The sequence below is a fragment of the Nocardia sp. NPDC051832 genome (assembly GCF_040681285.1).
GTDB lineage: Bacteria > Actinomycetota > Actinomycetes > Mycobacteriales > Mycobacteriaceae > Nocardia.
Map to the genome: position 1 here is coordinate 917,375 of NZ_JBFAYL010000003.1, position 21,028 is coordinate 938,402.

Genomic DNA, 21,028 nt, shown 5'->3' on the forward strand with positions numbered 1-21,028 from the left:
GGTCGGCTGTTGAGCGCAACCATGTTGTGGTTGAGCATGGTTGGGTGGTCATGCTGTGCGTGAGTGGGCTATGGCGCGGCCGGGTTGAGGTGGATTTACTGGGCGGGAATCTTGTTGCGGGTGAACGTGATCGGCTGGGTGCGGAGACCGCGGAGGACTGGGCTGGCGATGCGGGTCGGCGGGGCGGACGGTGCGATGTCCGGGAGACGGCGGGCGATTTCCTCGAGGGCCGCGGTGGCTTCGATGCGGGCCAGGGCATTGCCGATGCAGTAGTGGATGCCGGAGCCGAACGCCAAGTGCTCGTTGATGTTCGGACGGTTCAGCAGGAATTCGTCGGGGTCGGGCCAGTGCTCCGGGTCGCGGTTGGCCGAACCGAGCAGCGGGATGACGTACGCGCCCGCGGGAATCACGGTGTCGCTCAGCGTCACTTCGGTTCGCGTCACTCGCATCAGGCCTTGACCAGGACCGTCGAAACGCAACGCTTCGGCGATGACCGCCGCCGCCAATTCGGGATTCGCACACAGTTGCTGCCGCAGCGCGGGCCGGTCGAAGACGGCGAGCATGGCGTTGGCGATGAGGTTGGTGGTGGTTTCGTTGCCGGCGGCGAGCAGCAGGATGCAGAAGGTGACCAGTTCCCACTGGGTGAGGGCTTCGTCGCCGTCGCCGGTGATCAGGAGGCTGATCAGGTCGTCGCCGGGGTCACGGCGGCGGTGGCGGATGGTGCGCAGGAAGAACCAGGAGATCGCGATCGCGCTGCGGAACATGGGGATTCGCGGTCCGCCGGTGAGCAGCCCGTTGATCAGATCGTCGGACCAGCGTTTGAAGTCGTCGTTGCGTTCGGTCGGCACGCCGAGCAGTTCGGCGATCACCGTGGTCGGTAACGGCGAGGCCAGGTCGCGCACCAGGTCGGCGGAGCGGTCGACAGCCAGCATGTCGTCCACCAGTCGCGCGGTGATCGCCCGGATCCGCGGTTCCCAGGCCGCCATCCGGCGCGGGGTGAACGCACGGCCGACCTTGCGCCGCAGGATGGTGTGGTCCGGGGGATCACTGGTGAGCAGTACCCGCACCGCCGAGATCCGAGACAGGATGCCCGTCAACCACTTCGGCAGATCCAGGCCCGGGTTGAAGGGATCGGATTCGAGTCCGCCGACCTCGGAGGAGAACCGTTCCGGGTCGCGCAGCACCGTGCGCACATCCGCGTAGCGACTGACGATCCACAGCTCCGGCTCGGCGGAGTGGTACACCGGCGCCTCCGCACGCAACCGGGCATAGCTCGGATACGGGTCGGCGATGTTCGCCGGACTGTTCAAATCGAAACGATGCGTCATGGATTCCCCCAGTGCACTGCGCAACAGCTCAGTCTGCACTCGAACCGCACTGCGTGCGTGGGATTCCCGGAGATTCGAGCTCAGTTGTGGTGCCCCGAGTGGTTGCCGGGCGCGGTGGAATCGGTTGCCGTGGCGGTGAATTCGGCGGTGTGCACGGAATCGCCGTGGGCGAAGTCCAGATAGAGGCGGTAGTCGCCGGCGCTCGGGGCGGTGGTGTGAAAGACGACCTCGGGCCCGGGGGGAGTCTTCCCGATCTCGCCTTGGGGATGGGTGTGCAGGTAGGCGAGATCGTTGGCGCGCAAGGCGACCAAGTGCGCGTAGGCGCCCAGATAGGGCTGAAGATCGGTGATGGGCCGTCCGTCGCGGGTGATGGTGAAGCGCAGTTCGCTGCCCGCGGTGCTCTGTTCACCGTTCAGCGTCACCTGATAGCCGTCCACCGTGGTGATTCGGGACGGCGGTGGAAGCGGTTGCAGCGCAACGTCTCCGGTGACATCGACGGACTTGCCGAGAACGAGATCGCGCCCGGTGGCCTCCGGGACGAAGTCGGCGAAGACCCGGTAGCTGCCCGGCTCGGCCCAGGTCCAGTCGATCGACCAGCCGCCTGCGGCGTCCATGACCGGATGCGCGTGCCGGTACTGGGTGCGGTCGGAGCGCACCACGATGAGATGCAGCTGCTTCTCGTGCTGGGTGCGGAATCGGGTGACCGGGGCGCCGTCCGGCCCGGTGATCCGGAAGCGCAGTGTCCCAGGCTGATTCGGCTCGGCCGGGGCGGTCAGCTCGGTCAGGGTGTAACCGGACTCGGTGTCGCTGAGCCCGGTCGCACTCTGCTGCTCCGCGTCCACGGCGTCGCCGCCCGGGTCGCCCACCAGGGCGCCGATCCCGAGCGCGACGCCGAACAGCGCGACGAGCGCGCCGCCGACCGCGGCCAGCTTCAGCCGGTCCCGCATCAGGCGACCTCGTAACCCGCCTCGTCGACCGCGGCGGCGATATCGGCATCGGCCACCGGCGCGCTGCTGCCGACCCGCACGGCGCCGCTGGCCAGATCGACGTCGACGCTGGTCACGCCATCGATCTTGCCGATCTCCGACTTCACCGCGCCGACGCAGTGTTCGCAGGTCATGCCTTTGACGGTGTAGGTGGTGGTAGCCATCGTCCGACTCCTTCGCTCGTCCTCGATCGTACGGTCCAGGGATAGCCCCCGACCAAGTCCCAACATACCCATGGGGGGTATCTAACGCAAGCGGGCGCTCAGTGCGACGCCGGCCAGGACGGCCAGCTCGCCAAGGCCATTTCGGCGACCGTCGTCAGCTCGGCCGCGGTCGCCCCGTCCCGCGACGCCTGCGACATGCCTTGCAGGACAGTGCCGACGTAGCGCGCCAGCGACCTGGCGTCGGCGTCGGCGGGTAGCAGGCCGGCGTCGATATCGGCCTGGATGTGGCCGGTGAACACCTCGATGTTGTGATTGCGCAGGCCGCGCAGCATATCTGCGACCTCGGCGCTGGTGGTGTTCAGACCCGCGCTCATCACCAGGCAGCCGTGCGGGCATTCCGGCCGGGTGTATTCCACGGCGGCTTCGCGCAGCATGCGGCGCACCGCCGCGGTCGCGGTCGGCTCTTCCTCCAAGGCTCGCGGGATGAAACCGCCGTAGCGGGTGGCGAAGGTCTGCACCACTTCGGCGAAGAGCTTGGCCTTGTCGCCGAAGGCGGCGTAGAGGCTGGGCGCGCCGATGCCGAGCGCGGCGGTCAGGTCGCCGATCGAGGTGGCTTCGTAACCGCGGGTCCAGAACAGTCGGACGGCCTTGTCCAGCGCTTCGTCCCGATCGAAGGAGCGGGGTCGTCCGCGGGTCGGTGTGGCCATGTCAAACATTTTATAGCGCTCACTAGATAATGTGCTAACGTCCTTTCTGTAGTGATCGTTAGAGAAAGGAACGCGCCATGGGTGCACTGACAGGTAAGACGGCTCTGGTCACCGGCGGCAGCCGCGGCATCGGGCGCGGCATCGCGGAACGGCTGGGGCGCGACGGAGCGCGGGTTGCCGTGCACTACAACGGTAATGAGGAAGCGGCCAAGGAAACCGTCGCCGCGATCGAAAAAGCGGGCGGATCCGCCTTCGCCATTCGCGCCGAACTCGGCGTCCCCGGCGACGCCGCCGCGCTGTGGACCGCGTTCGACGCGCACGCCGACGGCCTGGACATCTTGGTGAACAACGCCGGCATCGACGGCGTGCGGGAGCCGCTGAGCGGCACCGAGGAAGCCGACTTCGACCGGGTCTTCGCGGTCAACACCAAGGCGCCGTTCTTCGTCACCAAGCTCGGCTTGGACCGGCTGCGCGACGGCGGCCGCATCGTCAACATCTCCACCGGCCTGACCCAGGGCGCGCGGATGCCGCAGCTCATCGCCTACACCATGACCAAGGGCGCGATCGACTCGTTCACCCAGATTCTGGCCAAGGATGTCGGCGCGCGCGGCATCACCGTGAACGCGGTCGCGCCCGGCGTGATCGATACCGATATGAACGCGGGCTGGCTGCGCAATCCGGACACCGAGGCGGAGGTGTCGGGCTGGTCGCCGCTCAATCGGATCGGGCAACCCGACGATGTCGCCGACATCGTCGGCTTCCTGGCCTCCGAGGATGCACGGTGGGTTACGGGACAGTGGATCGATGCCACCGGCGGCGTCCTGCTGTAACCGAATCACACCTATGAGGTGAATGCCTCGTCTCGGGGCCGCCCGGCGTCGGGACTACCCATTAGAGTTGGGCACCGTGTTGTCAGTAGTGCCCAGCCCCGTCACCGTGCGCGCGCCGTCGAAGGTGAACCTGCACCTCGGAGTCGGCGACCTGCGCGCGGACGGGTACCACGACCTGACCACGGTGTTCCAGGCGCTCTCACTCAGCGATGACCTGCACATCTCGCCCGCCGCCACGCTCACCGTCAAGGTGACCGGCGAGGGCGCGGCCGACGTGCCGACCGACCGCACCAATCTGGTGTGGAAGGCGGCGGTCCGGCTGGCGCACCTGGCCGGCCGGGTGCCACTGGTGGAAATCGCTATCGCCAAGGGCATTCCGGTGGCGGGCGGGATGGCCGGCGGCAGCGCCGACGGCGCCGCCGCGTTGGTCGGGTTGAACGAACTCTGGGATCTGGGATTGCCCCGCGACGAATTGCTGGCGATGGCGGCGGAATTGGGTAGCGACGTTCCGTTCTCGCTACACGGCGGGACGGCGCTCGGCACCGGGCGCGGGGAACGATTACTTCCGGTGCTGTCGCGCAACACCTTTCACTGGGTGCTGGCGTTCGCGAAGGGCGGGTTGTCGACGCCGTCGGTGTTCGCGGAACTGGACCGGTTGCGGGAGATCGGAGACCCGCCGCGCCTGGGGCCGCCCGAGCAGTTGATGCAGGCGCTGGCTTCCGGCGACGCGAAACAGCTTGCGCCGCTGCTGGGTAATGACCTGCAAGCCGCGGCGGTCTCGCTGAAGCCGGAGTTGCGGCGGACGTTGCGGGCGGGGGTTGCCGCGGGGGCGTTGGCCGGGCTGGTTTCCGGGTCGGGGCCGACCTGTGCGTTCCTGTGTGAAAGCGAGGAGGCGGCGGTCTCGGTGGCGGCGGAGCTGGCCGGCGCCGGGGTCGCGCGCAGTGTGCGGACCGCGAGCGGCCCGGTGCCCGGTGCCCGGATCTTGCCGCCGGATGCCCAGGTCAAGCACTGAATCTCAGGCGATTACCTCGGCCAGGCGGTCGATCTGGCTGGGGTCGCTGCCGTAGCAGTAGAAGATGATCTCGTCCGCGCCGAGTTCTTCGAATTGGGCACTGGCCGTGCGGATTTCGCCGGGTGTGGTGCGCATGCCGGCGACCATGTAGTCGGCGCGGCCGCTGAATTCGTAATAGGCGCCCATCGCGGCGCGGGCTTCCTCGACCAGGGCGGGGGAGCCCAGGGCGACGTTGAGCTGGGCCACGATGCGGGGCGCGCCGGCGCGGCCGTGGTCCTTCCAGGAACGGCGGACGGTGTCGAACAGGTCCCCGGCCCAGGAGGGTGCGGCGGCGGCGAGGAACCCACCGCCCCAGCGGCCGACGCGATCCAGGGCGGCGGGCCGGAAACCGCCGAAGAGGAGTTCGGGGCCTTCGGAACGCAGGGGCGCGGGGCCGATCGGGCCGCAGTCGCCGCTGTGCGCCGCGCCGGACCACAGACGGCGCATGGTGTCGAGCTGATCATCCATGCGCCGGCCGCGGGTGCGCAGGTCGGTGCCCGCGGCGATGTGGTCGTCGGCCCGTCCGCCGACGCCGAGACCGAGCACGAAGCGCCCGCCGGACATGCGGTCCAGCGTGGCGGCCTGCTTGGCCAGCAAGGCCGTTTCGCGTAGCGGGCCGATCAGGACCTCGGTCTGCAGTTTGATGCGGGAAGTCGCGCCCGCGAGCACGCTGAGCGCGACCATCGGCTCGGGGTTGTCGTAGACCAGCCGGTCGAGCAGGCCGAGGGTGCTGAACCCGGCCGCTTCGGCGCGACGGGCCCAGTCGACCAGCAGGCCGGGGTCGGAGATGGGCAGGCCGAGGCCGTACTGCATAGAAAACCTCCAGGTGGAGCGAGTTCGCGGATGCTTCAAGGCGTTCGAACGCTGTCCGTAACGAACGGCGTTCGTTGAGAGTGAGGCTAAGCGAACAATGTTCGTTCCGCAACCTTTGTAGGCTGGTCCTTCCCGCGCCGGGCGACTGGCGACGACTGGCCTGAATACGCGGAGAGGCGGACCGAGCTTCATGTCCAACCTGATCAACCTGGAGCAGGTCTCCAAGAGCTTCGGCATCAAGCCGCTCTTGGACAACGTCTCGCTCGGTGTGCACGCGGGCGAACGGATCGGCGTCGTCGGCCTCAACGGCGGCGGCAAGACGACCCTGCTCGAGGTGCTCACCGGTCTCGAGGCCCCGGACAGCGGCAGGGTGAGCCGGGTCGGTGGGCTGCGGATCGCCGTGGTCACCCAGCGCGGCGTGCTGCCGCCGGGGTCGACCGTCGGGTCGGTGGTGCTGGCGGGTTTGGCCGATGATCAGATGACCGACGGCGTGGCCGAGCACGAATGGGCCTCGAACCCGCGGATCCGCACCGTGATCGAGGGCATCGGCATCGAGGGCCTGGGCATGGACGCCTCCGTCGACAACCTGTCCGGCGGCGAGCGCCGCCGCGTCGCGCTGGCCGCCGCGCTGGTGCGTGACCTGGATCTGCTCGTCCTCGACGAGCCCACCAACCACCTCGACGTCGAAGGCGTGCAGTGGCTGGCGCAGCATCTGCTGAACCGCCGCAGCGCGCTCGTCGTCGTCACCCACGATCGCTGGTTCCTCGACACCGTCGCCACCAACACCTGGGAGGTCGTCGGCGGCAAGGTGGAGAGCTACGAGGGCGGCTACGGCGACTGGATCTTCGCCCGCGCGGAAAGGGCAAGGCAGGCCGACGCTTCCGAAGCCCGCCGGCAGAACCTGGCCCGCAAGGAACTGGCCTGGTTGCGGCGCGGCGCGAAGGCGCGCACCTCGAAGCCGCGCTACCGGGTCGAAGCCGCCGAAGCGCTGATCGCCGACGTGCCGCCGCCGCGCGACAGCGTCTCACTGGCCGCCTTCGCCCGCAAACGCCTGGGCCGCGTGGTCATCGAGCTGGAGGGCGTCACGCTGACCACCCCGGACGGCCGGGAACTGGTGCAGGACTTGACCTGGCGGCTCGCGCCGGGTGAACGCGTCGGCCTGGTCGGCGTCAACGGCTCCGGGAAGACCACGCTGCTGCGCGCGCTCGCGGGCGGCGCGGAACCGGCCACCGGTAAGCGGATTCAAGGTCAGACGGTCCAGATCGGCTGGCTGCGACAGGAACTCGACGACTTGCCCACGGATATGCGGGTGCTGGAGGCCGTGCAGCAGGTGGCGCAGCGCATCATGCTGGGCGACAAGGAGATCTCCGCCGGTCAGCTGGCCGAGCGGCTCGGTTTCACGCCCGCCCGGCAGCGCACGCCGGTCGGTGATCTCTCCGGTGGTGAACGCCGCCGCTTGCAGCTGACCCGCATTCTGATGGCCGAGCCGAACGTGCTGCTGCTCGACGAGCCCACCAACGATCTCGACATCGATACGCTGCAACAGCTCGAGGACCTGCTCGACAACTGGGCGGGCACCCTGGTCGTGATCTCGCACGACCGGTACCTGATCGAACGCATCGCGGACTCCACCTGGGCCCTGTTCGGTGACGGCAAGCTCACCAACCTGCCCGGCGGCATCGACGAATACCTGAAGAAGCGCGCCGCGCAGAACGCACCCGTCATGGCCCGCCCCGCCGCGGAATCGTCGGCACCGGTGACGGATTCGGCCGCGTACCGCGCTGCCCGCAAGGAGCTCGGCAAGCTGGAGCGCCTGATCGGCAAACTCGACGAACGCGAAGCGAAATTGCACGCCGCGCTGGCCGACGCTGCCACCGACGCGGACAAGCTGATGTCGCTGGGCGCCGAACTCAAGCAGGTCCGCGTCGACAAGGAAGCGGCCGAGGAACGCTGGATGGAGCTGGCCGAGGACGCCGAGTGAGCGTTACGCCGATCCGGTAGCGGTCCGGACGATCTCGGGCAGCGGATCCGCGAACTGCCAGCCCTCGGCGAGCAGTTCGTCGACCGCGGCCACAGCCGCGTTCAGCCGGGTCGCCCGGTCGCCGCGCATGATGCGGAACCGCTTGCCGGTGCGTGCCAGTTCCTCGCGGAAGCGGCCGGTCATCCACGGCCTGAGGTGCTCGCCGTCGCGGAGGCCGTCGTCTTCGAAGGGGACGTCCGCGTCGTCGGTCAGCAGGTACAGATCCCGAGGTGTGCCGGCGGCGATCCGCTCGACCTCCGCGTTGCGTGCGCCGAGGTAGCGCTCGTGCCAGATGCCGGTCGCGAAAGAGTCGGTGTCGCAGATCAATACGGGTGACCCGCGCCGGGCGGCGCTGTCTTCCATCGCATCCTGGCGGCGGGCGATCACCGGGAACTCCTCGGTGCTGAAGGATATGTCTGCCCAGGTGGCGGCTGGGTTTTCCCGTTGCGCGGCGGCCAGCTTCTCCGCGCTGTACCTGCGCCCGTACTCCTCGACCCAGCCGGTCTCGGCCCAGATCCCGCCACGCCGCCGGTAGTGGGCAGCCAGCTGCGTCGACAGTGTGGTCGTCCCAGTGGATTCAGCGCCGAGCACCACGACCCGCCGGGTCAGGGCGGCGCGTACCGCCGGGCCGAGGAATTCCCAGCAGCCCACCGGGTCCGCTCGCACCGCGGTGCCCGACACCGGAAATCGTCTCCGCGCCAGGTCGACGCAGATCTCCTCGGCGTCGAACCGCCGGGCCAGCTCCGCGCCGTACCCCTCCGAGGTGAACACCGCATCGATCGGATCAGGCACGGCCGCACGAAATATCGCCATGTGCGCGTCCCAGATCGCCGGATCGTCCAGGTCGACGTGCACGTCGTCGACCGCGCCGACGACCTCGGTGTCCGGGTGCGCCTCGCGCATCCACGCGACCCGATCGGCCAGCGAAATCGATTCCACGGCCGACGCGCACACCAGGACGGTGAGCCGCTCGCACCGGGCGGTCGCGCTGCGCACCAGATGATGGTGCCCGGCATGGGGCGGATAGAACTTACCGAGCACCAGCCCGTGTTCGAATCGGGTCATGCTGCCGCTCCCAGCGATTCACGGCTGCCCGTCGCACTGCCCGCGATCGACCGCCGCCACCGCAGCAGTCCGACCACGCACAGCACGAGGAACCCGGTGTACAACAGCGCCGTCAGATAGAGATCCTTGTGGATGTACAACGGGATGTAGACGAGATCCGCCGCGATCCACAACCACCACGACTCCAGCAGCTTCCGGCACTGCCCATAGGTAGCCATCAGCGAAAGTCCGGTGGTCAGCGCATCCCAGAACGGGACGCTGGAATCGGTGGCACTACTGAGCAGCATCGTCAGCGCGAATACCCCTGTCGCCCCGGCAGCTACGAGCGCCACCCACTCCGTACTCGTGGTCCGGCGCACCGCCAGCACCTCCGCGGACCCGGGCCCACCCCCGTGCGTCCACATCCACCACCCATACCCCGCAAGCGCGATGAACACGACCTGCAACCCGGCGTCCGCGTAAAGCCCGGCCTGCGTGAACAACACGATGAAGAACACATTGTTGGCGATCCCGACCGGCCAGTTGGCGATGTGCTGCCGCCCGACCAGCCAAACACACACCGCACCCGTCGCGAACCCGAGTATCTCGGTCCAACTGGTAGCCCAACCCACGATGCCCTCCCATTATAGTCGAATTGACTATAAGTTTGGGCCCTTGGTCCGTCAATCCGGGAGCAGACCGTGTTCCATAGCGAATACCGCTGCGCCCGCGCGGGTTCGGCGGCCGGTTTTGTCGTAGATGTGGGCGAGGTGGTGGCCGACTGTGCGTTCGGAGACGACGAGTTCGGCGGCGATCTGACGGTTGGAGAGGCCGCGGGCGGCGAGACGGAGGACGTCTACTTCGCGTTCGGTCAGGCCGCAGGGGAGTTCGGTGCGGGGTTTGCGCAGGCCCGCGGCTTCGATGACGGCGGCGCAGGCGGCGGTGTCCAGGGCGCCGGAGGCCGCTTCAGCCATCAGTAGTTTGGCGGCGTCGTCGCCGGAGAAGGCCGGGCGGTGCGGGCGCGCCTCGGTGAGCGCGGCGAAAACATCCGCGGCGCCGAGGATTCGGGCGGGACGGGCAAGGTCGTGGCTGCGGACGCCACGGTGGTAGCCGGTGCCGTCGAGACGTTCGTGGTGGCCGGCGGCGAGATCGGCGAGGTCGGTGAGCCCGGGGCAGCGGCGCAGGACGCGGTCGGTCCAATAGGTGTGCAGGCGAACGCGTTCCCAGTCGCCGAGGCTGAGCGGACCGGGCCGGTCCCAAATGGCGGTGGAGACGGCGGCGCGGCCGATGTCGTGCAAGAGCGCGGCGGCGCGCAGCGTGTCGAGTTCGGCGGCGGACGAACCGGCGAGTTCGGCCGCGCCGCGGGCAAGGTCCGCGACGTGGCCCGAATGGCCCAGCAGCCAGCGGCCTTTCAGGTCGACCACGATCGCCAGCGCGAGGCACAGTTGCAGGCGTTCGGCGGGCCGGATGTACACCGGCACACCAGGTTCGGCGTGCATCACGGCGGTCAGCGCGTCCGGGACGTCGAGACAGTCCCACAGCGCGTCGGCGGCGAAAGCGTCTACGAGTTCAGGGTCTAGATGCCCGCCCGCGCGGCGGCGTAGCTCGGCTTCCGCACCGCGACGACCCTGGCCCGCCGCCGCGAGTACCGCCTGTTCGGCGAGGTGCACGATCCGGCCGGTGAGCGAGATCTGGTCGCCGCGCAGGTGTTCCGGCGCGCCGCGACCGTCCCAGCGCTCCTTCACCTCGGTCAGCGCGAGCACCGCCGCATCGGGCAAGCCGAGCCGCGGGCCGAGCGCCCGGCTGACCTCACAGACCGAGCGGACCGCCGCGGCGGTGTTGGCGGGCGGGGAGGAGACGTAGCGGTCCCGGACCTGCGGCTGAATGTCCGGCGCCCACGAACCGAACTGCTCCAGCTGCGCGGCGAAAACCGACGAGTCGCCCGGATCCAGGACGTGATAGGCCTGTTGGAAGGCGATGTCGTCGGCGAAGGCGGCGGCGTTCTCCGAAGCCCGGCTGGTGCAGCCGATCGCGCCGAGCAGCGCCGCGTGGAAGACGGTGCGGCGGTCGGCCTGATCCAGGCCGATCCGTTCCGCCAGGGTGGTCGCCACCAGGCAGGTGGCCAGGCCTTTTTCGAACGGGGCCCCGGTCGCCAGGTCGGTGGTGAGCGAGAGCGCGGCCAGGACCTCGGTGACCCGGATGGAGGGTGCTGGACCAGTCACCCTCCAACCGTATCGCGGTCCCGATCATCTTGAATCGCAATAAAATTCAGACTCCTATATCTGCCGGAACGACAAGCCGTTCAGCGAGCGCCCAGCATGTCCAGCGTGCGCTGGGCGATCGGCGCGTGCAGCGGCGAGAAATAGGGATTGATCCGCAGTGCGTCCGCGAGTGCGGCAGCCGCCTCCTCGGTCCGCCCCAGCGCCGCGAGGATCATCCCGCGGTGGTAACCGAGCGTCGCGTTGCGCCAGCCCAGAGCCCCGGCTCGGTCGGCGTAGATCAGCGCCTCGGTATCGCGGCCGGCCTTGTGCAGCGACCAGGCCAGCACGTCCGCGGTGATCACGCTCTGCCTGCGCCCGAATTCGAGCTGCGCCATCCGTACCGCCTCAGCCGGATCCCCGTGGTCGGCGGCGAGCAGCGCCGCGTCGACATTCTCGGTGGCGCCCTGTGCCTCGAGTTCCCTGATCTGGTCGGCGACCGCCTGGTACTCGGCGGCGGCCTCGTCGAATCGGCCCGCCGCCTGCAGCAGCTCACCGAACTCGATCAGATACCCGGGCAGCGGGGCCCGGTCGGTCAGGGCGCGGTACTGCGCGACCGCGGTATCGATGTCGCTGCGGGCGGCGTAGAGCTGGGCCATGCCCTGCCGCAACGCGAGGTGCTCCGGGGCGGCCAATAATCCGGCCTGGTAATGACTTTCGGCCACGTCCAATTGCCCGGCATCGAAGGCGAGCGCACCGAGGTGATAGCGGCAGAAGGCGATCTGCTCGGTGGTGTGCGCCGCGGCGAGGGCCATGCTCAGCGCGTCGCGCGCCTCGTCGACCCGGCCGTGCAGTTCCAGGTCGTAGGCGGCGCGGGTGAAGGACGCGACGCCGGGTCGCAGGTCGAGCATGCGCTGGACCGCCGCGGTGGCGGCCGCGGCGTCGCCGAGCTGGGTGAGCGCGTCGGCCAGGACGCCGTAGGTGTCGGCGTTGTCCGGCCGCAGCGCCAGGGCCTGCTCGGCGTAACCGCGGGCCGCGCTGAATTCGTGCAGCGCGTTGGCGAGCACCCCGAGCCCGATCAGCGCTTCGGCGTTGTCGTCGGGCCGCAACTCGATCGAACGATCCAGCGCCTGCTGGGCGCGGCCGAAGTGCTCCGGATCACCGGTGACGCGCGCCAGTTCGACATAGGCGGCGCCGAGGTTCGCCCAGCCGGTCGCGTTGCCGGGCAGGCGGTTCAGGCGTTCGCGCTGCCGTTCGATGTCGGCCGCGAGTGGCTCCTCGATGGTGGCGATGGCGACCGGCCCGGTGCGGGAACGGCTGGAATCGGCCACGGTCACCACCGCGATCGAGGCGATCAGGGCGATCGCGAGGAGCAGCAGCAGCGGGGGTCTGCGAAGTCGGCGGGAAAGCATTCCGGACATGACGAGTCCTCGAATAAAGCTGGGATGAAAGGGAAGTCGGGGTACCGGGCGGCGGGAACCGCGTTGTTCCCGCCGCCCGGAGTCGGTGGTCAGGCCGGCGGATCGCCGGCGCGCCGCCGTCGCATCAGCAACCAGCCGCCACCACCGGCGACGAGCAGTGCGCCGGCCGCAGCCCCTCCTGCGGCCAGCGGCATCCAGGACATGCCGGTGTCCTGGGACTGCGCCGCCGCGGGTGCGATCCCGGGCACTGCCGAGGCGGACGTCTTCCGGGCCGGCGCCGGCAGGGCGACGTACGGGAAGGTGTCGGAGAACGCGACATCGTTGACATCGACCTGGTCGCCGGTGGCCAGCGCGTCGACCAGCTTGCCGGTCTGCGCCGCGCCGACGATGGCCTGCAACTCGATATCGACCACGTCGTCGGCCAGCCGCCGCCCGTTCGGGAACCCTTGCAGGTCACCGGCGAGCACGCCGAGCCGGTTCGGCTGCGCCGTCAACGGCACGGACATGTTGAGCCGCAACATCTCCGAGGGCCGGAACGCCTTGGGATCGGCGTCGGCGTTGAGGATCTGCGAATTCAGATCCGCCTGGATCGGCGCCGGGGTGTTGTCCAGCGTCGGAGCGTTCTTCGCGATGCCGGTCAGGAAGATCTCGACCAGGTCGTTGCGCGGCGTGGCGGGCGCGGGCACTTTGTAGAGGGCTTCGAGCAGCCGGGCCAGCTCCGGATCGGTAACCCGTTGCACCACGGCGGGAATGCCGGCGTCGGCGCTGGGGGAGAGGCTGTTGAACGCGTCCTTCAAACCATTCGGTACCACCACCTCGTTCACCAGCGGGTTGCCCAGCCGCGAGACCTGCACGAAATCGCCCATGGGCGTGGCGGTTCCGGGCGCCAACTGCAGCGTGCGCCGCTCGGTATCACTCCACACGCCGATCACCGGATTGCGCTTCGCATCGCCCTTGAGCGCCAGATCCTTCATCGGCACCCGCAGCACGATGGTGTTCACATTGGTCCCGGCCAGCGTGTCGGTGCCCACCTCGGACAGGTCGCCGCCGTAGAGCAGGTCGAACACCCGCAGGTCCAGGAAGAACGGATCCTCCGCGGCGCCCACGTACACCGTGCCGCCGCCGGGCAGGGTCTTGGTCGCCTCCGACCGCAGGACACCGTAATCGGGCATCGAGGCCGGACCGGTGTAGGAGGGCGCCGACACCCCGGTGGAGATCGGCCGCCAGTCGTTCGCGCCATGACTCACCGAGAGCGTGTAATTCTGCCGGTAGAGCAGGTTTTCGTCGTTCAGTCCGGTGACCGGGCCGTTGTTGTAGAGGAAGGTCTTGTTGCCGCGCCGGTCGTCGGTGGTGAAGGTGACGCGATAACTGATATCCGGCTTGCCGTTGCCATCGTTGTCGATATTGATGTCGTGGTTGGCGTCGGTGGCCCACGGGTAGAAGTTCGGGCCGCCGTTGGGCTCCTGCAAACCGAACCAGTTGGCGACGATGGTGACGGTGTCGGGCTGGTCCGGGCTGACGAAGGCATACACGTCGGTGTTGTCGCCGGCCGGATCGGCGGCGATCAGCGGGGCTTCCCGGTGGCTGGACGCCGCGGCCGTCGGCACGACGAGACCGCCGGTGCCGCTGAGCACGGCGACACCGGCCGCCGCCAGGGCGATACCGGCGCGGCGCAGGCCGCGCTGGGGTGTTCGGGGCATGAGAGTTCCTAGGGGGAAAGGCAATAAGGCTGCTGGCTTCGAGCCAGTGCAGCCCATGGTGCGTGCCGTGCCGCCCCTGCCGCATCGGTCGATCGACCTATCCGATCGCCCGCGATGGGTCTCGCTACTCGGCGCCGGAGGCCCGATCCCCGTCCACCACGATCGGCAGGCAGGTCTGGATGAAGTCCGCGCCGAAGTCCGTCAGGATGATGCTGCGGTAGAACACCTTGGTCCCGAAACTGGAGCGCTTCAACAGATTTCGCGCGGTCGGCTGGGCTTCCAGGAGCTGGTAGCGATTCGGGTTGCCGACCGGTTCCGAGACGAACTCGATCAGGCCGAGCCGGGCCAGATTGGGCAGGTACTGCTGGATCCGGTTCGGGAACCGCAGCCCCGCGTGCTCACCGATCAGATTGAGCCCCGACACCCGGCGTTCCGAGCCGAGCGCGCGCGGGCGGCCCGCCCGGATATCGATCGCGGGCTGCGGGCCCTCGGTGTGCAGGAAGCGCAGAATGCGCGCTTCGTCGGGCGTAAGATCGGCGAGCATTCGCGCGAAAGCCGGGTGAATGCCGGGCTGTTCGGCCTGCGGGCTCGCCGACAAGCGCAACAGCGCGGCGCCCTGTTCCCGCAGCGCGGGCACCTCGACGGCCTCGGCGCCGGCGCCGGGAATGCCCAGCGCACGTCGTACCGCACCCTTGAATTCGGTTTCGGCCTCGGCGAGCACCTCGGCCGCCGGCGCACCGGCCATGCTGCCGCGCACCACCGTCTTGCCGACATCGGCCGCGGTGCCCACACCCCATGCGGTGACCTTGGACGCCGCCGTAATGGCAACGCGCGCAACGCCGACACCGGCCCGGACCGTCTGCCGGGCCGACGGGCGGGTGCGCGCGGGTTGTTCGGGAACTGGCAGGGGCGTTACCGGCCGCCGCGCGATCTCCGCCGACGGCTTCGCGTCGGTGGACCGCTCGACGGCCGAAAGATGGTCGCCGGCGTCAGATTCCGTCATAGCCATGATGTCGCCACTCCCGTTCCGAAGATCAGGATATGAGCGTATCCGGCGAACAGGCCCAGCACACCGCCATGCAGAAAAAGCAGCCATTCATCCTGCTTGATGGCCGAGCGCAGCATGTCCACGAAGTCCGGGGGCGACAGCTGCGACATCTGCTTGGCGATGTAGTCGTTGATCTGGCGGCCCTGGCGCACATTGAAGTCCGGGTCCGCGAAGGCGATCGGCGCGATGGCCTTGGCCTCGTTGGTCAGCGTCTCCTGCAGCGAATCGTATTCGCGGCTGCCGAGCATGAACTTGACCGCGGGCCGGGCCGGGCCGAGCGCGCGGTCGGCGGCCGGGCGCAGCGTGTCCTCCAGCATCTGCATGGTGCGGTCCGAGCGCGGACCGTTGAGCAGCTCGTCACCGATATTGGCGACGGTCACCACTTGACTGGAGACCAATTCCGCGTATCCGTCCGTGATTTCGGACTGGCGCTTGATCAGCAGGCCTTGACGCCACGGGCACCACCACTTCGGGTAGGCCGGCGCGAAGATCATGTTCAAGCCCACGTAGTTGACCACCCAGCCGATGATCACGCCGCCGATCGGCAGCACCACCAGCGAGGACCAGCCGGTCACATGCAGGACCGCGACCAGCACCAGACCCATCGGGGCGCCGAAGTAGAAACCGAAGTTCTGCATGAACCGCAACTCTTTGGCGCCCAGCACCTGGAACAACGTATTCAGCAGATGCGGGCGCGCCTGGAAGTAGCGGATCACCATTTGCTTGACGTCGAGCAGCTGATCGATATTCGCGCCGAGTTCCTCGGTGAGTTCGCGCAGAATATCGGGCAGTTGCTGGCGCACCCGGGCGTGCACCATGTCGCGCACCTGGGTCGGCAGGTTGTACCAGAGCTGCGGATGCTCGCGGCGCAGGATTTCCTCGACGATGTCCTGGATCTGGGTCTCGGCGATGTTGGTCAGATGTTCGGCGAGTTTGTCGGGCTCGAGTTCCCGATAGAAATCCGCGACGCTGCCGAGTTTGGCCAGGCCTTTGTCCACGGCGATGCTCGCCATTTTGTCCGCCCGCGAGGGCACGATGCCCTGCCAGCCGATGCGGCCGTCGTAGCTCAGCAGCGGCAGCACCTGAATTCGCTTGGGCAGGAACGGAAATACCGCGCGCAGGCCGGGCAGGTGGAAGCCGTGGAAGGCGATCGGCTTGAACAGCATCAGGATGCCGGTCCAGTTGGTGATGTAGCCGATGACACCGGTGAACAGTGGGATCGTCAATAGTTCCAGGAGGATCGTCGGGTGCACCCCGAACACGCTCTCCAACACGACACCCTCCTGCCGATACTCCGATGACCGCCGCTTCATCGGGCCCTCAAACTAGCACCACGGTGTCCGAATTGTTGAGGCAGCCACCTGCGCCGTACCAGACAGCCGGAGACCTCAGTCACAATCGGCGGCCGGAATGTCGCATCCGACGGGTGCGCCCGGGACAATGATCGCGACCACATTTCCGGTGCCGGGGTCATCGGTTGTGACCCGCGCGGCTCCCGGTTCGGCATACCCGGGGCGTCGGCGGGCAATAATCTGTGGGCAGATTCGTTCATTGGGCAGCAATACATCGGAGATGACGTGGCAGACGACAGGACCGGACAGGACATCACCCGAGCCGGTTCCCGCTCCGTAGAGCGCAGCTCGGATGTCGAACAACGCCAGATCAGCAACGAGGCACGGCTGATCCGCGGCGTGTTCCGGGCGGCCGGCCTGGCCGCCGGTACCGCCGTGCGCGGCGGGACCTGGGCGGTCAACACCTCCTTCGAGGTGACCAAGGAGATCGCGCAGGCCGCCCTGGACGGCGAGTCCTCCGCCGATATCGCCGAGCGCACCGGCAACGCGCTGCGCTCCATCGCCCGCAGCGCGCTCGGCGTCACCGAGGGTTCGGTGCGCGAAATCGTCAGCTACGTACCGACTCCCGGCAACAACAACAACGGCCCGAGCCAGCAGCCGGCCCTGACCATGGGTTCCCAGGTGCGCTCGGCCAGCACCGAGGAACTGCGCCGGCGCGGCGACGCGCTGCTGGCCCGTTCCGCGGATGTCTACTTCACCGAGGACGTGCACCCCGCCTACGACCGCATCCTGGATCAGCTCGCCCCCGACGAGGCCCGCATCCTGCGTTTCATGGCGCTCAACGGCCCGCAGCCCGCGGTGGACGTCCGCACCAACCGCCCGCTCGGCATCGGCTCGGAGCTGGTTCGCGGCGATCTGACCTCGGTCCCGGAGCAGGCGGGCGTGCGCTACCCGGACCGGTCGCGCTCCTACCTGATCAATCTCAGCCGGCTCGGCCTGACCCTGACCTCGGACGATCCGGTAGTGCTGAGCCGCTACATGGTGCTCGAGGTGCAGCCGGTGGTCGAGGCTGCCCTCAAGCAGGCCGGCCGAGCGCCGAAGATCGTGCGCAAGAGCCTCCGGCTGACCGAATTCGGCGAGGACTTCTGCCGCACCTGCTTCAGCATCGGCAGCTGATCGTCGCGTCCGCCGGAATTACGGAGATTTCCGATCTTCGGCCGAGATTGATAGCTAGATGATACAAATCTCCTGAAGCATCGCGGCTTCAGATGGGATTGTTGAGGTATGGGATCGGCCGAGCAGCACCTAGGTAACCGGGGGACCGATGATGTCTCGGCCATCAGCCGCCTGAAATACCGGTATCTCCGGACGCTCGACACCAAGTCCTGGGATGAGTTTTCCGAGACGATGATTCCCGAGGCGACCGCTACCTACAGCGAGTACCTGCAATTCGAATCGCGGGACGCCTTCCTGGCTTTCATGCGGAACACCCTCGGCCCGCATGTCATCACCGAGCATCGCTGCGACCATCCCGAGATCGATGTGGACGGCGATACCGCAATGGGCACTTGGTATCTCGCCGACACCGTGCTGATCCCCGCGCACAATATGCTGCTGCGTGGGGCGGCGTTCTACAGCGACAAATACGTGCGCTGTGAGGACGGGCGGTGGCGGATCGCGCACACCGGGTACGAGCGGACCTACGAGGTCGTGCTCTCGCTCAGCGACCTGCCGAGCCTGCGCCTGACCTCTAGCCGGTGGGGGCTGATCGCCCGCGAGGACGGCATCGCCTCGGTCGAAAAGGACCCTGGCCCAACGCCGTAGCGCGTCAGTCCGCCGCGGCCACCAGCGGTTCCAGCGTCATCTTCGGCATTTCCTTCTCGATGTACTGCAACCGCCACTTGTCGCTGAACAGCACCAGCAGCACGCCGTCGCTGCGGGTGAAGACCTCGACGCCGCGCTGGCGGCCCAGCTCGTCGGCCGAGGCGGCGTCGGTGCGCCGGGCGATCGTGTAGGGCAGGAAGTCCAGATGCGTCTCGACGTTGTATTCACCCAGCATGCGGGCGGTGACGACCTCGAACTGCATGGGACCGACCGCCGCGAGCACCGGCGAGGCGTCACCGCGCGCCTCGTTGCGCAGTACCTGCACCACGCCCTCGGAATCGAGCTGGTCGATGGCCTTGCGGAACTGCTTGTACTTGCCCGCGGACTGCGCGCGCAGGGCCGCGAAATGCTCCGGCGCGAAGGACGGAATCGGCGGGAACTCCACCTTCTTGTCCACGAACAGGGTGTGGCCGGGGGCCAAGGCCGTGGCGTTGACCAGGCCGATCACGTCGCCCGGGTAGGCGGTGTCGACGGTGGTGCGGTCCCGGCCGAACACCGTCAGCGCGTATTTGGTCGCGAACGGACGGCCGGTCTGCGCGTGCGTGACGACCATGCCGCGCTCGAACTCGCCGGACACGATCCGCATGAACGCCAGCCGGTCCCGGTGCGCGGTGTCCATACCGGCCTGCACCTTGAAGATCACCGCGCTGAACGGATCGACGGTCTGGCGATCGGCGCCGTTCACATCGGCGCGGGGGCCGGGCGCGGGCGCCAGGGCGACCAGTGTTTCCAGCAGCTGGCGCACGCCGAAGTTCAGCATCGCCGAGGCGTAGATGACCGGGGAGGTCTGGCCCGCGAGGAACATCTCCTGATCGTGGTCCTGACCGGTGGCCGAGAGCAGTTCGCTCTCCTCGGCGGCGGTGGTCCAGGCCTCGCCCTCGCGGGACTGCGCCTGCTCCGGCGTGAGGGATTCCTCGGGCGCGATGGTCGCTCCGCCCGCGGTGCGGGTGAAGTGGATGTACTCCTCGGCCTCGCCCTCCGCGCCGCGGCGCAGCAGCCCGCGGAAATCGCCCGCGATACCGACCGGAAGGAACAGCGGGGTCGGCGTCAGGCCGATGCGCTCGTTGATCTCGTCGAGCAGCTCCAAGGGCGCCTGACCAGGGCGGTCCCACTTGTTGATGACGGTGATGACCGGGATGCCGCGGTGCCGGCACACCTGGAACAGCTTCAGCGTCTGCGGTTCCAGGCCCTTGGCGGCGTCGATCAGCATGACCGCGGCGTCGACGGCGGTCAGCACGCGGTAGGTGTCCTCGGAGAAATCCGAGTGGCCGGGGGTGTCGACCAGGTTGATGACATTGTCGATATCGGACCCGGCGGCGCGGTAGTTGAACTGCAGCGCGGTAGAGCTGACCGAGATACCGCGGGCCTTCTCCATCTCCATCCAGTCCGAGACCGTGGACTTGCGCCCGGCCTTGCCGTGGATCGCACCCGCCTCGGAGATCATCCGGGCGTGCAGCGCCAACGCCTCGGTGAGCGTGGACTTACCGGCGTCCGGGTGCGAAATCACCGCGAAGGTGCGGCGCCGGGCGACCTCGGCGGGCAGAGTCAACGGCTGAACCTTTCACGGGTAACGGACAACCGTTCCAGCTTAGGCGGTCCGCGCACCATGGCTCCGACCCGGGGTTTCTGCGCAAATGTACGGCGCCTGACCTCCCGATTAATTCCGGGCCATCACCTTGCGGTACAGTGTTCGGGTTGTCTCGGCGAGGGTGTCCGCAGACGTTTCTTGCAATCGACGCAGGCGAAGTTTGTGACACCGTGATCGACGCGGCGCGGCTCCATGGCCGTCGTCCTCGTTGTCTTTTCGCCCGACGAGTAGACCAACTTGCCAGGGCTCGGACCCTGGCCCACAGCTGACAGCCACCGTAGAGCCGTAGGAGTAGATCTAGTCATGTCTGACGCCAACCTTCTGGAAGCCGCCGTTCGCACCGAGTTCGGCAAGGGCGCCGCCCGCCGCACCCGCCGTGCCGGCAATGTTCCCGCCGTTCTCTACGGCCACGCCACCGATCCGCAGCACCTGTCGCTGGACGCGCAGGCGTTCGCCGCCATCCTGCGTCAGCACGGCACCAACGCGGTGCTGAACCTGGTCATCGACGGCAAGAAGCAGCTGGCGCTGACCAAGTCGGTCGTGGTCCACCCGATCCGCCGCTACATCGAGCACGCCGACCTGCTGGTCATCAAGAAGGGCGAGCGGGTCACCGCCGACGTGCACGTCAGCCTGGTCGGCGACGCCGCCAGCGGCACGCTGGTCCAGCAGGACACCACCACCATCGCCATCGAGGCCGACGCGCTGAAGCTGCCCGAGGCCATCGAGGTCTCGGTCGAGGGCCTCGAGGCCGGCACCCAGATCAACGCCGGTGACCTGAAGCTGCCCGCCGGCGTCACCCTGGCCGCGGATGCCGAGACCCTGGTCGTCAACATCATCGCCGCCCCGTCCGCCGAGTCCCTCGAGGAGACCACCGAGGCCGAGGGCGAGACCGCCGAAGCCGAGGGCGAGAGCGCCGACGCCGCCGAGAGCGCCGAGTAAGAACCCCCTGGTCTT

Annotated in this window: 19 protein-coding genes; 6 read left to right on the forward strand and 13 right to left on the reverse strand. The window is 68.3% G+C overall.

All coding sequences use genetic code 11. From position 1 onward, the window contains the following. Nucleotides 1-95 precede the first annotated feature (95 nt). The 4 genes from AB0M14_RS21905 to AB0M14_RS21920 form a co-directional block, all read right to left on the reverse strand. The gene (locus tag AB0M14_RS21905; protein WP_364997713.1) at nt 96-1,352 is read right to left on the reverse strand and encodes a cytochrome P450; all 1,257 of its coding nucleotides are present in this window, start codon (nt 1,350-1,352) and stop codon (nt 96-98) included. A 56-nt stretch (nt 1,353-1,408) separates the two neighbouring features. Then, nucleotides 1,409-2,275: a hypothetical protein gene (locus AB0M14_RS21910; RefSeq protein WP_364997715.1), complete on the reverse strand. Its 867-nt coding sequence runs from the start codon at nt 2,273-2,275 to the stop codon at nt 1,409-1,411. After that, a complete protein-coding gene (locus tag AB0M14_RS21915) occupies nt 2,275-2,478 on the reverse strand; it encodes a copper ion binding protein (RefSeq protein ID WP_364997717.1) in 204 nt (67 codons plus the stop codon). Before AB0M14_RS21915 ends, AB0M14_RS21910 begins: the two co-directional genes overlap by 1 nt. Before the next feature lie 98 nt (nt 2,479-2,576). Then, the gene (locus AB0M14_RS21920) at nt 2,577-3,185 is read right to left on the reverse strand and encodes a TetR/AcrR family transcriptional regulator (RefSeq protein ID WP_364997719.1); all 609 of its coding nucleotides are present in this window, start codon (nt 3,183-3,185) and stop codon (nt 2,577-2,579) included. Nucleotides 3,186-3,262: 77 nt separating this feature from the next. On the opposite strand from AB0M14_RS21920, the gene AB0M14_RS21925 reads away from it, so the two are divergent. After that, nucleotides 3,263-4,015, forward strand: coding sequence for an SDR family oxidoreductase (locus AB0M14_RS21925; protein ID WP_364997721.1), 753 nt, complete (start codon nt 3,263-3,265; stop codon nt 4,013-4,015). Nucleotides 4,016-4,091: 76 nt separating this feature from the next. Continuing rightward, the gene (locus AB0M14_RS21930) at nt 4,092-5,027 is read left to right on the forward strand and encodes a 4-(cytidine 5'-diphospho)-2-C-methyl-D-erythritol kinase (protein ID WP_364997723.1); all 936 of its coding nucleotides are present in this window, start codon (nt 4,092-4,094) and stop codon (nt 5,025-5,027) included. Between the two features lie 3 nt (nt 5,028-5,030). Here AB0M14_RS21930 and AB0M14_RS21935 read toward each other — a convergent pair whose 3' ends face one another. Next, nucleotides 5,031-5,879, reverse strand: coding sequence for an LLM class flavin-dependent oxidoreductase (locus AB0M14_RS21935; RefSeq protein ID WP_364997725.1), 849 nt, complete (start codon nt 5,877-5,879; stop codon nt 5,031-5,033). A 190-nt stretch (nt 5,880-6,069) separates the two neighbouring features. On the opposite strand from AB0M14_RS21935, the gene AB0M14_RS21940 reads away from it, so the two are divergent. Next, nucleotides 6,070-7,860 carry an ABC-F family ATP-binding cassette domain-containing protein gene (locus tag AB0M14_RS21940; RefSeq protein WP_364997727.1) on the forward strand — a complete coding sequence of 597 codons (1,791 nt, stop codon included), beginning with the start codon at nt 6,070-6,072 and terminating at the stop codon, nt 7,858-7,860. 3 nt (nt 7,861-7,863) lie between these two features. On the opposite strand, the gene AB0M14_RS21945 is transcribed toward AB0M14_RS21940, so the two are convergent. From AB0M14_RS21945 to AB0M14_RS21975, 7 genes are all read right to left on the reverse strand, one after another. Beyond that, on the reverse strand, nt 7,864-8,964 hold the full coding sequence (locus tag AB0M14_RS21945) for an AAA family ATPase (RefSeq protein ID WP_364997729.1): 1,101 nt from the start codon (nt 8,962-8,964) through the stop codon (nt 7,864-7,866). After that, nucleotides 8,961-9,575: a nicotinamide riboside transporter PnuC gene (gene pnuC, locus AB0M14_RS21950; protein WP_364997731.1), complete on the reverse strand. Its 615-nt coding sequence runs from the start codon at nt 9,573-9,575 to the stop codon at nt 8,961-8,963. The genes AB0M14_RS21945 and pnuC overlap by 4 nt, the downstream gene beginning before the upstream one ends. 51 nt (nt 9,576-9,626) lie before the next feature. Then, entirely contained in the window at nt 9,627-11,165 is a 1,539-nt protein-coding gene (locus tag AB0M14_RS21955) for an HD domain-containing phosphohydrolase (protein WP_364997733.1), read from the reverse strand. 80 nt (nt 11,166-11,245) lie between these two features. Further along, nucleotides 11,246-12,562, reverse strand: a complete 1,317-nt coding sequence (locus tag AB0M14_RS21960) for a tetratricopeptide repeat protein (protein ID WP_364997734.1) — start codon at nt 12,560-12,562, stop codon at nt 11,246-11,248. An 89-nt stretch (nt 12,563-12,651) separates the two neighbouring features. Continuing rightward, a complete protein-coding gene (locus tag AB0M14_RS21965; RefSeq protein WP_364997736.1) occupies nt 12,652-14,262 on the reverse strand; it encodes a DUF4331 domain-containing protein in 1,611 nt (536 codons plus the stop codon). 124 nt (nt 14,263-14,386) lie between these two features. Next, complete coding sequence (locus AB0M14_RS21970; protein WP_364997738.1) at nt 14,387-15,265, reverse strand: Abi-alpha family protein; 879 nt, start codon at nt 15,263-15,265, stop codon at nt 14,387-14,389. Further along, complete coding sequence (locus AB0M14_RS21975) at nt 15,262-16,584, reverse strand: hypothetical protein (RefSeq protein ID WP_364997740.1); 1,323 nt, start codon at nt 16,582-16,584, stop codon at nt 15,262-15,264. The genes AB0M14_RS21970 and AB0M14_RS21975 overlap by 4 nt, the downstream gene beginning before the upstream one ends. Nucleotides 16,585-16,887: 303 nt before the next feature. Here AB0M14_RS21975 and AB0M14_RS21980 point away from each other — a divergent pair, with 303 nt between their 5' ends. Both AB0M14_RS21980 and AB0M14_RS21985 read left to right on the forward strand, forming a co-directional pair. Further along, nucleotides 16,888-17,778 (forward strand): DUF4393 domain-containing protein, encoded by an 891-nt coding sequence (locus tag AB0M14_RS21980; RefSeq protein WP_364997742.1) that lies wholly within the window; start codon nt 16,888-16,890, stop codon nt 17,776-17,778. A gap of 108 nt (nt 17,779-17,886) precedes the next feature. After that, nucleotides 17,887-18,426: a nuclear transport factor 2 family protein gene (locus AB0M14_RS21985; RefSeq protein ID WP_364997743.1), complete on the forward strand. Its 540-nt coding sequence runs from the start codon at nt 17,887-17,889 to the stop codon at nt 18,424-18,426. A 4-nt stretch (nt 18,427-18,430) separates the two neighbouring features. On the opposite strand, the gene AB0M14_RS21990 is transcribed toward AB0M14_RS21985, so the two are convergent. After that, a complete protein-coding gene (locus AB0M14_RS21990) occupies nt 18,431-20,035 on the reverse strand; it encodes a peptide chain release factor 3 (protein ID WP_364997745.1) in 1,605 nt (534 codons plus the stop codon). 342 nt (nt 20,036-20,377) lie between these two features. On the opposite strand from AB0M14_RS21990, the gene AB0M14_RS21995 reads away from it, so the two are divergent. Beyond that, nucleotides 20,378-21,013 carry a 50S ribosomal protein L25/general stress protein Ctc gene (locus AB0M14_RS21995; protein WP_364997747.1) on the forward strand — a complete coding sequence of 212 codons (636 nt, stop codon included), beginning with the start codon at nt 20,378-20,380 and terminating at the stop codon, nt 21,011-21,013. Nucleotides 21,014-21,028: the final 15 nt, after the last annotated feature.

What these genes read in the sequence shown, in the direction of transcription:
- AB0M14_RS21985 (WP_364997743.1), top strand. Translation starts at nt 17,887, where the DNA reads ATGGGATCGGCCGAGCAGCACCTAGGTAACCGGGGGACCGATGATGTC.
- AB0M14_RS21910 (WP_364997715.1), bottom strand. Translation starts at nt 2,275, where the DNA reads ATGCGGGACCGGCTGAAGCTGGCCGCGGTCGGCGGCGCGCTCGTCGCG.
- AB0M14_RS21970 (WP_364997738.1), bottom strand. Translation starts at nt 15,265, where the DNA reads ATGACGGAATCTGACGCCGGCGACCATCTTTCGGCCGTCGAGCGGTCC.
- AB0M14_RS21925 (WP_364997721.1), top strand. Translation starts at nt 3,263, where the DNA reads ATGGGTGCACTGACAGGTAAGACGGCTCTGGTCACCGGCGGCAGCCGC.
- AB0M14_RS21945 (WP_364997729.1), bottom strand. Translation starts at nt 8,964, where the DNA reads ATGACCCGATTCGAACACGGGCTGGTGCTCGGTAAGTTCTATCCGCCC.
- AB0M14_RS21915 (WP_364997717.1), bottom strand. Translation starts at nt 2,478, where the DNA reads ATGGCTACCACCACCTACACCGTCAAAGGCATGACCTGCGAACACTGC.
- AB0M14_RS21965 (WP_364997736.1), bottom strand. Translation starts at nt 14,262, where the DNA reads ATGCCCCGAACACCCCAGCGCGGCCTGCGCCGCGCCGGTATCGCCCTG.
- AB0M14_RS21935 (WP_364997725.1), bottom strand. Translation starts at nt 5,879, where the DNA reads ATGCAGTACGGCCTCGGCCTGCCCATCTCCGACCCCGGCCTGCTGGTC.
- AB0M14_RS21960 (WP_364997734.1), bottom strand. Translation starts at nt 12,562, where the DNA reads ATGTCCGGAATGCTTTCCCGCCGACTTCGCAGACCCCCGCTGCTGCTG.
- AB0M14_RS21995 (WP_364997747.1), top strand. Translation starts at nt 20,378, where the DNA reads ATGTCTGACGCCAACCTTCTGGAAGCCGCCGTTCGCACCGAGTTCGGC.
- AB0M14_RS21940 (WP_364997727.1), top strand. Translation starts at nt 6,070, where the DNA reads ATGTCCAACCTGATCAACCTGGAGCAGGTCTCCAAGAGCTTCGGCATC.
- AB0M14_RS21920 (WP_364997719.1), bottom strand. Translation starts at nt 3,185, where the DNA reads ATGGCCACACCGACCCGCGGACGACCCCGCTCCTTCGATCGGGACGAA.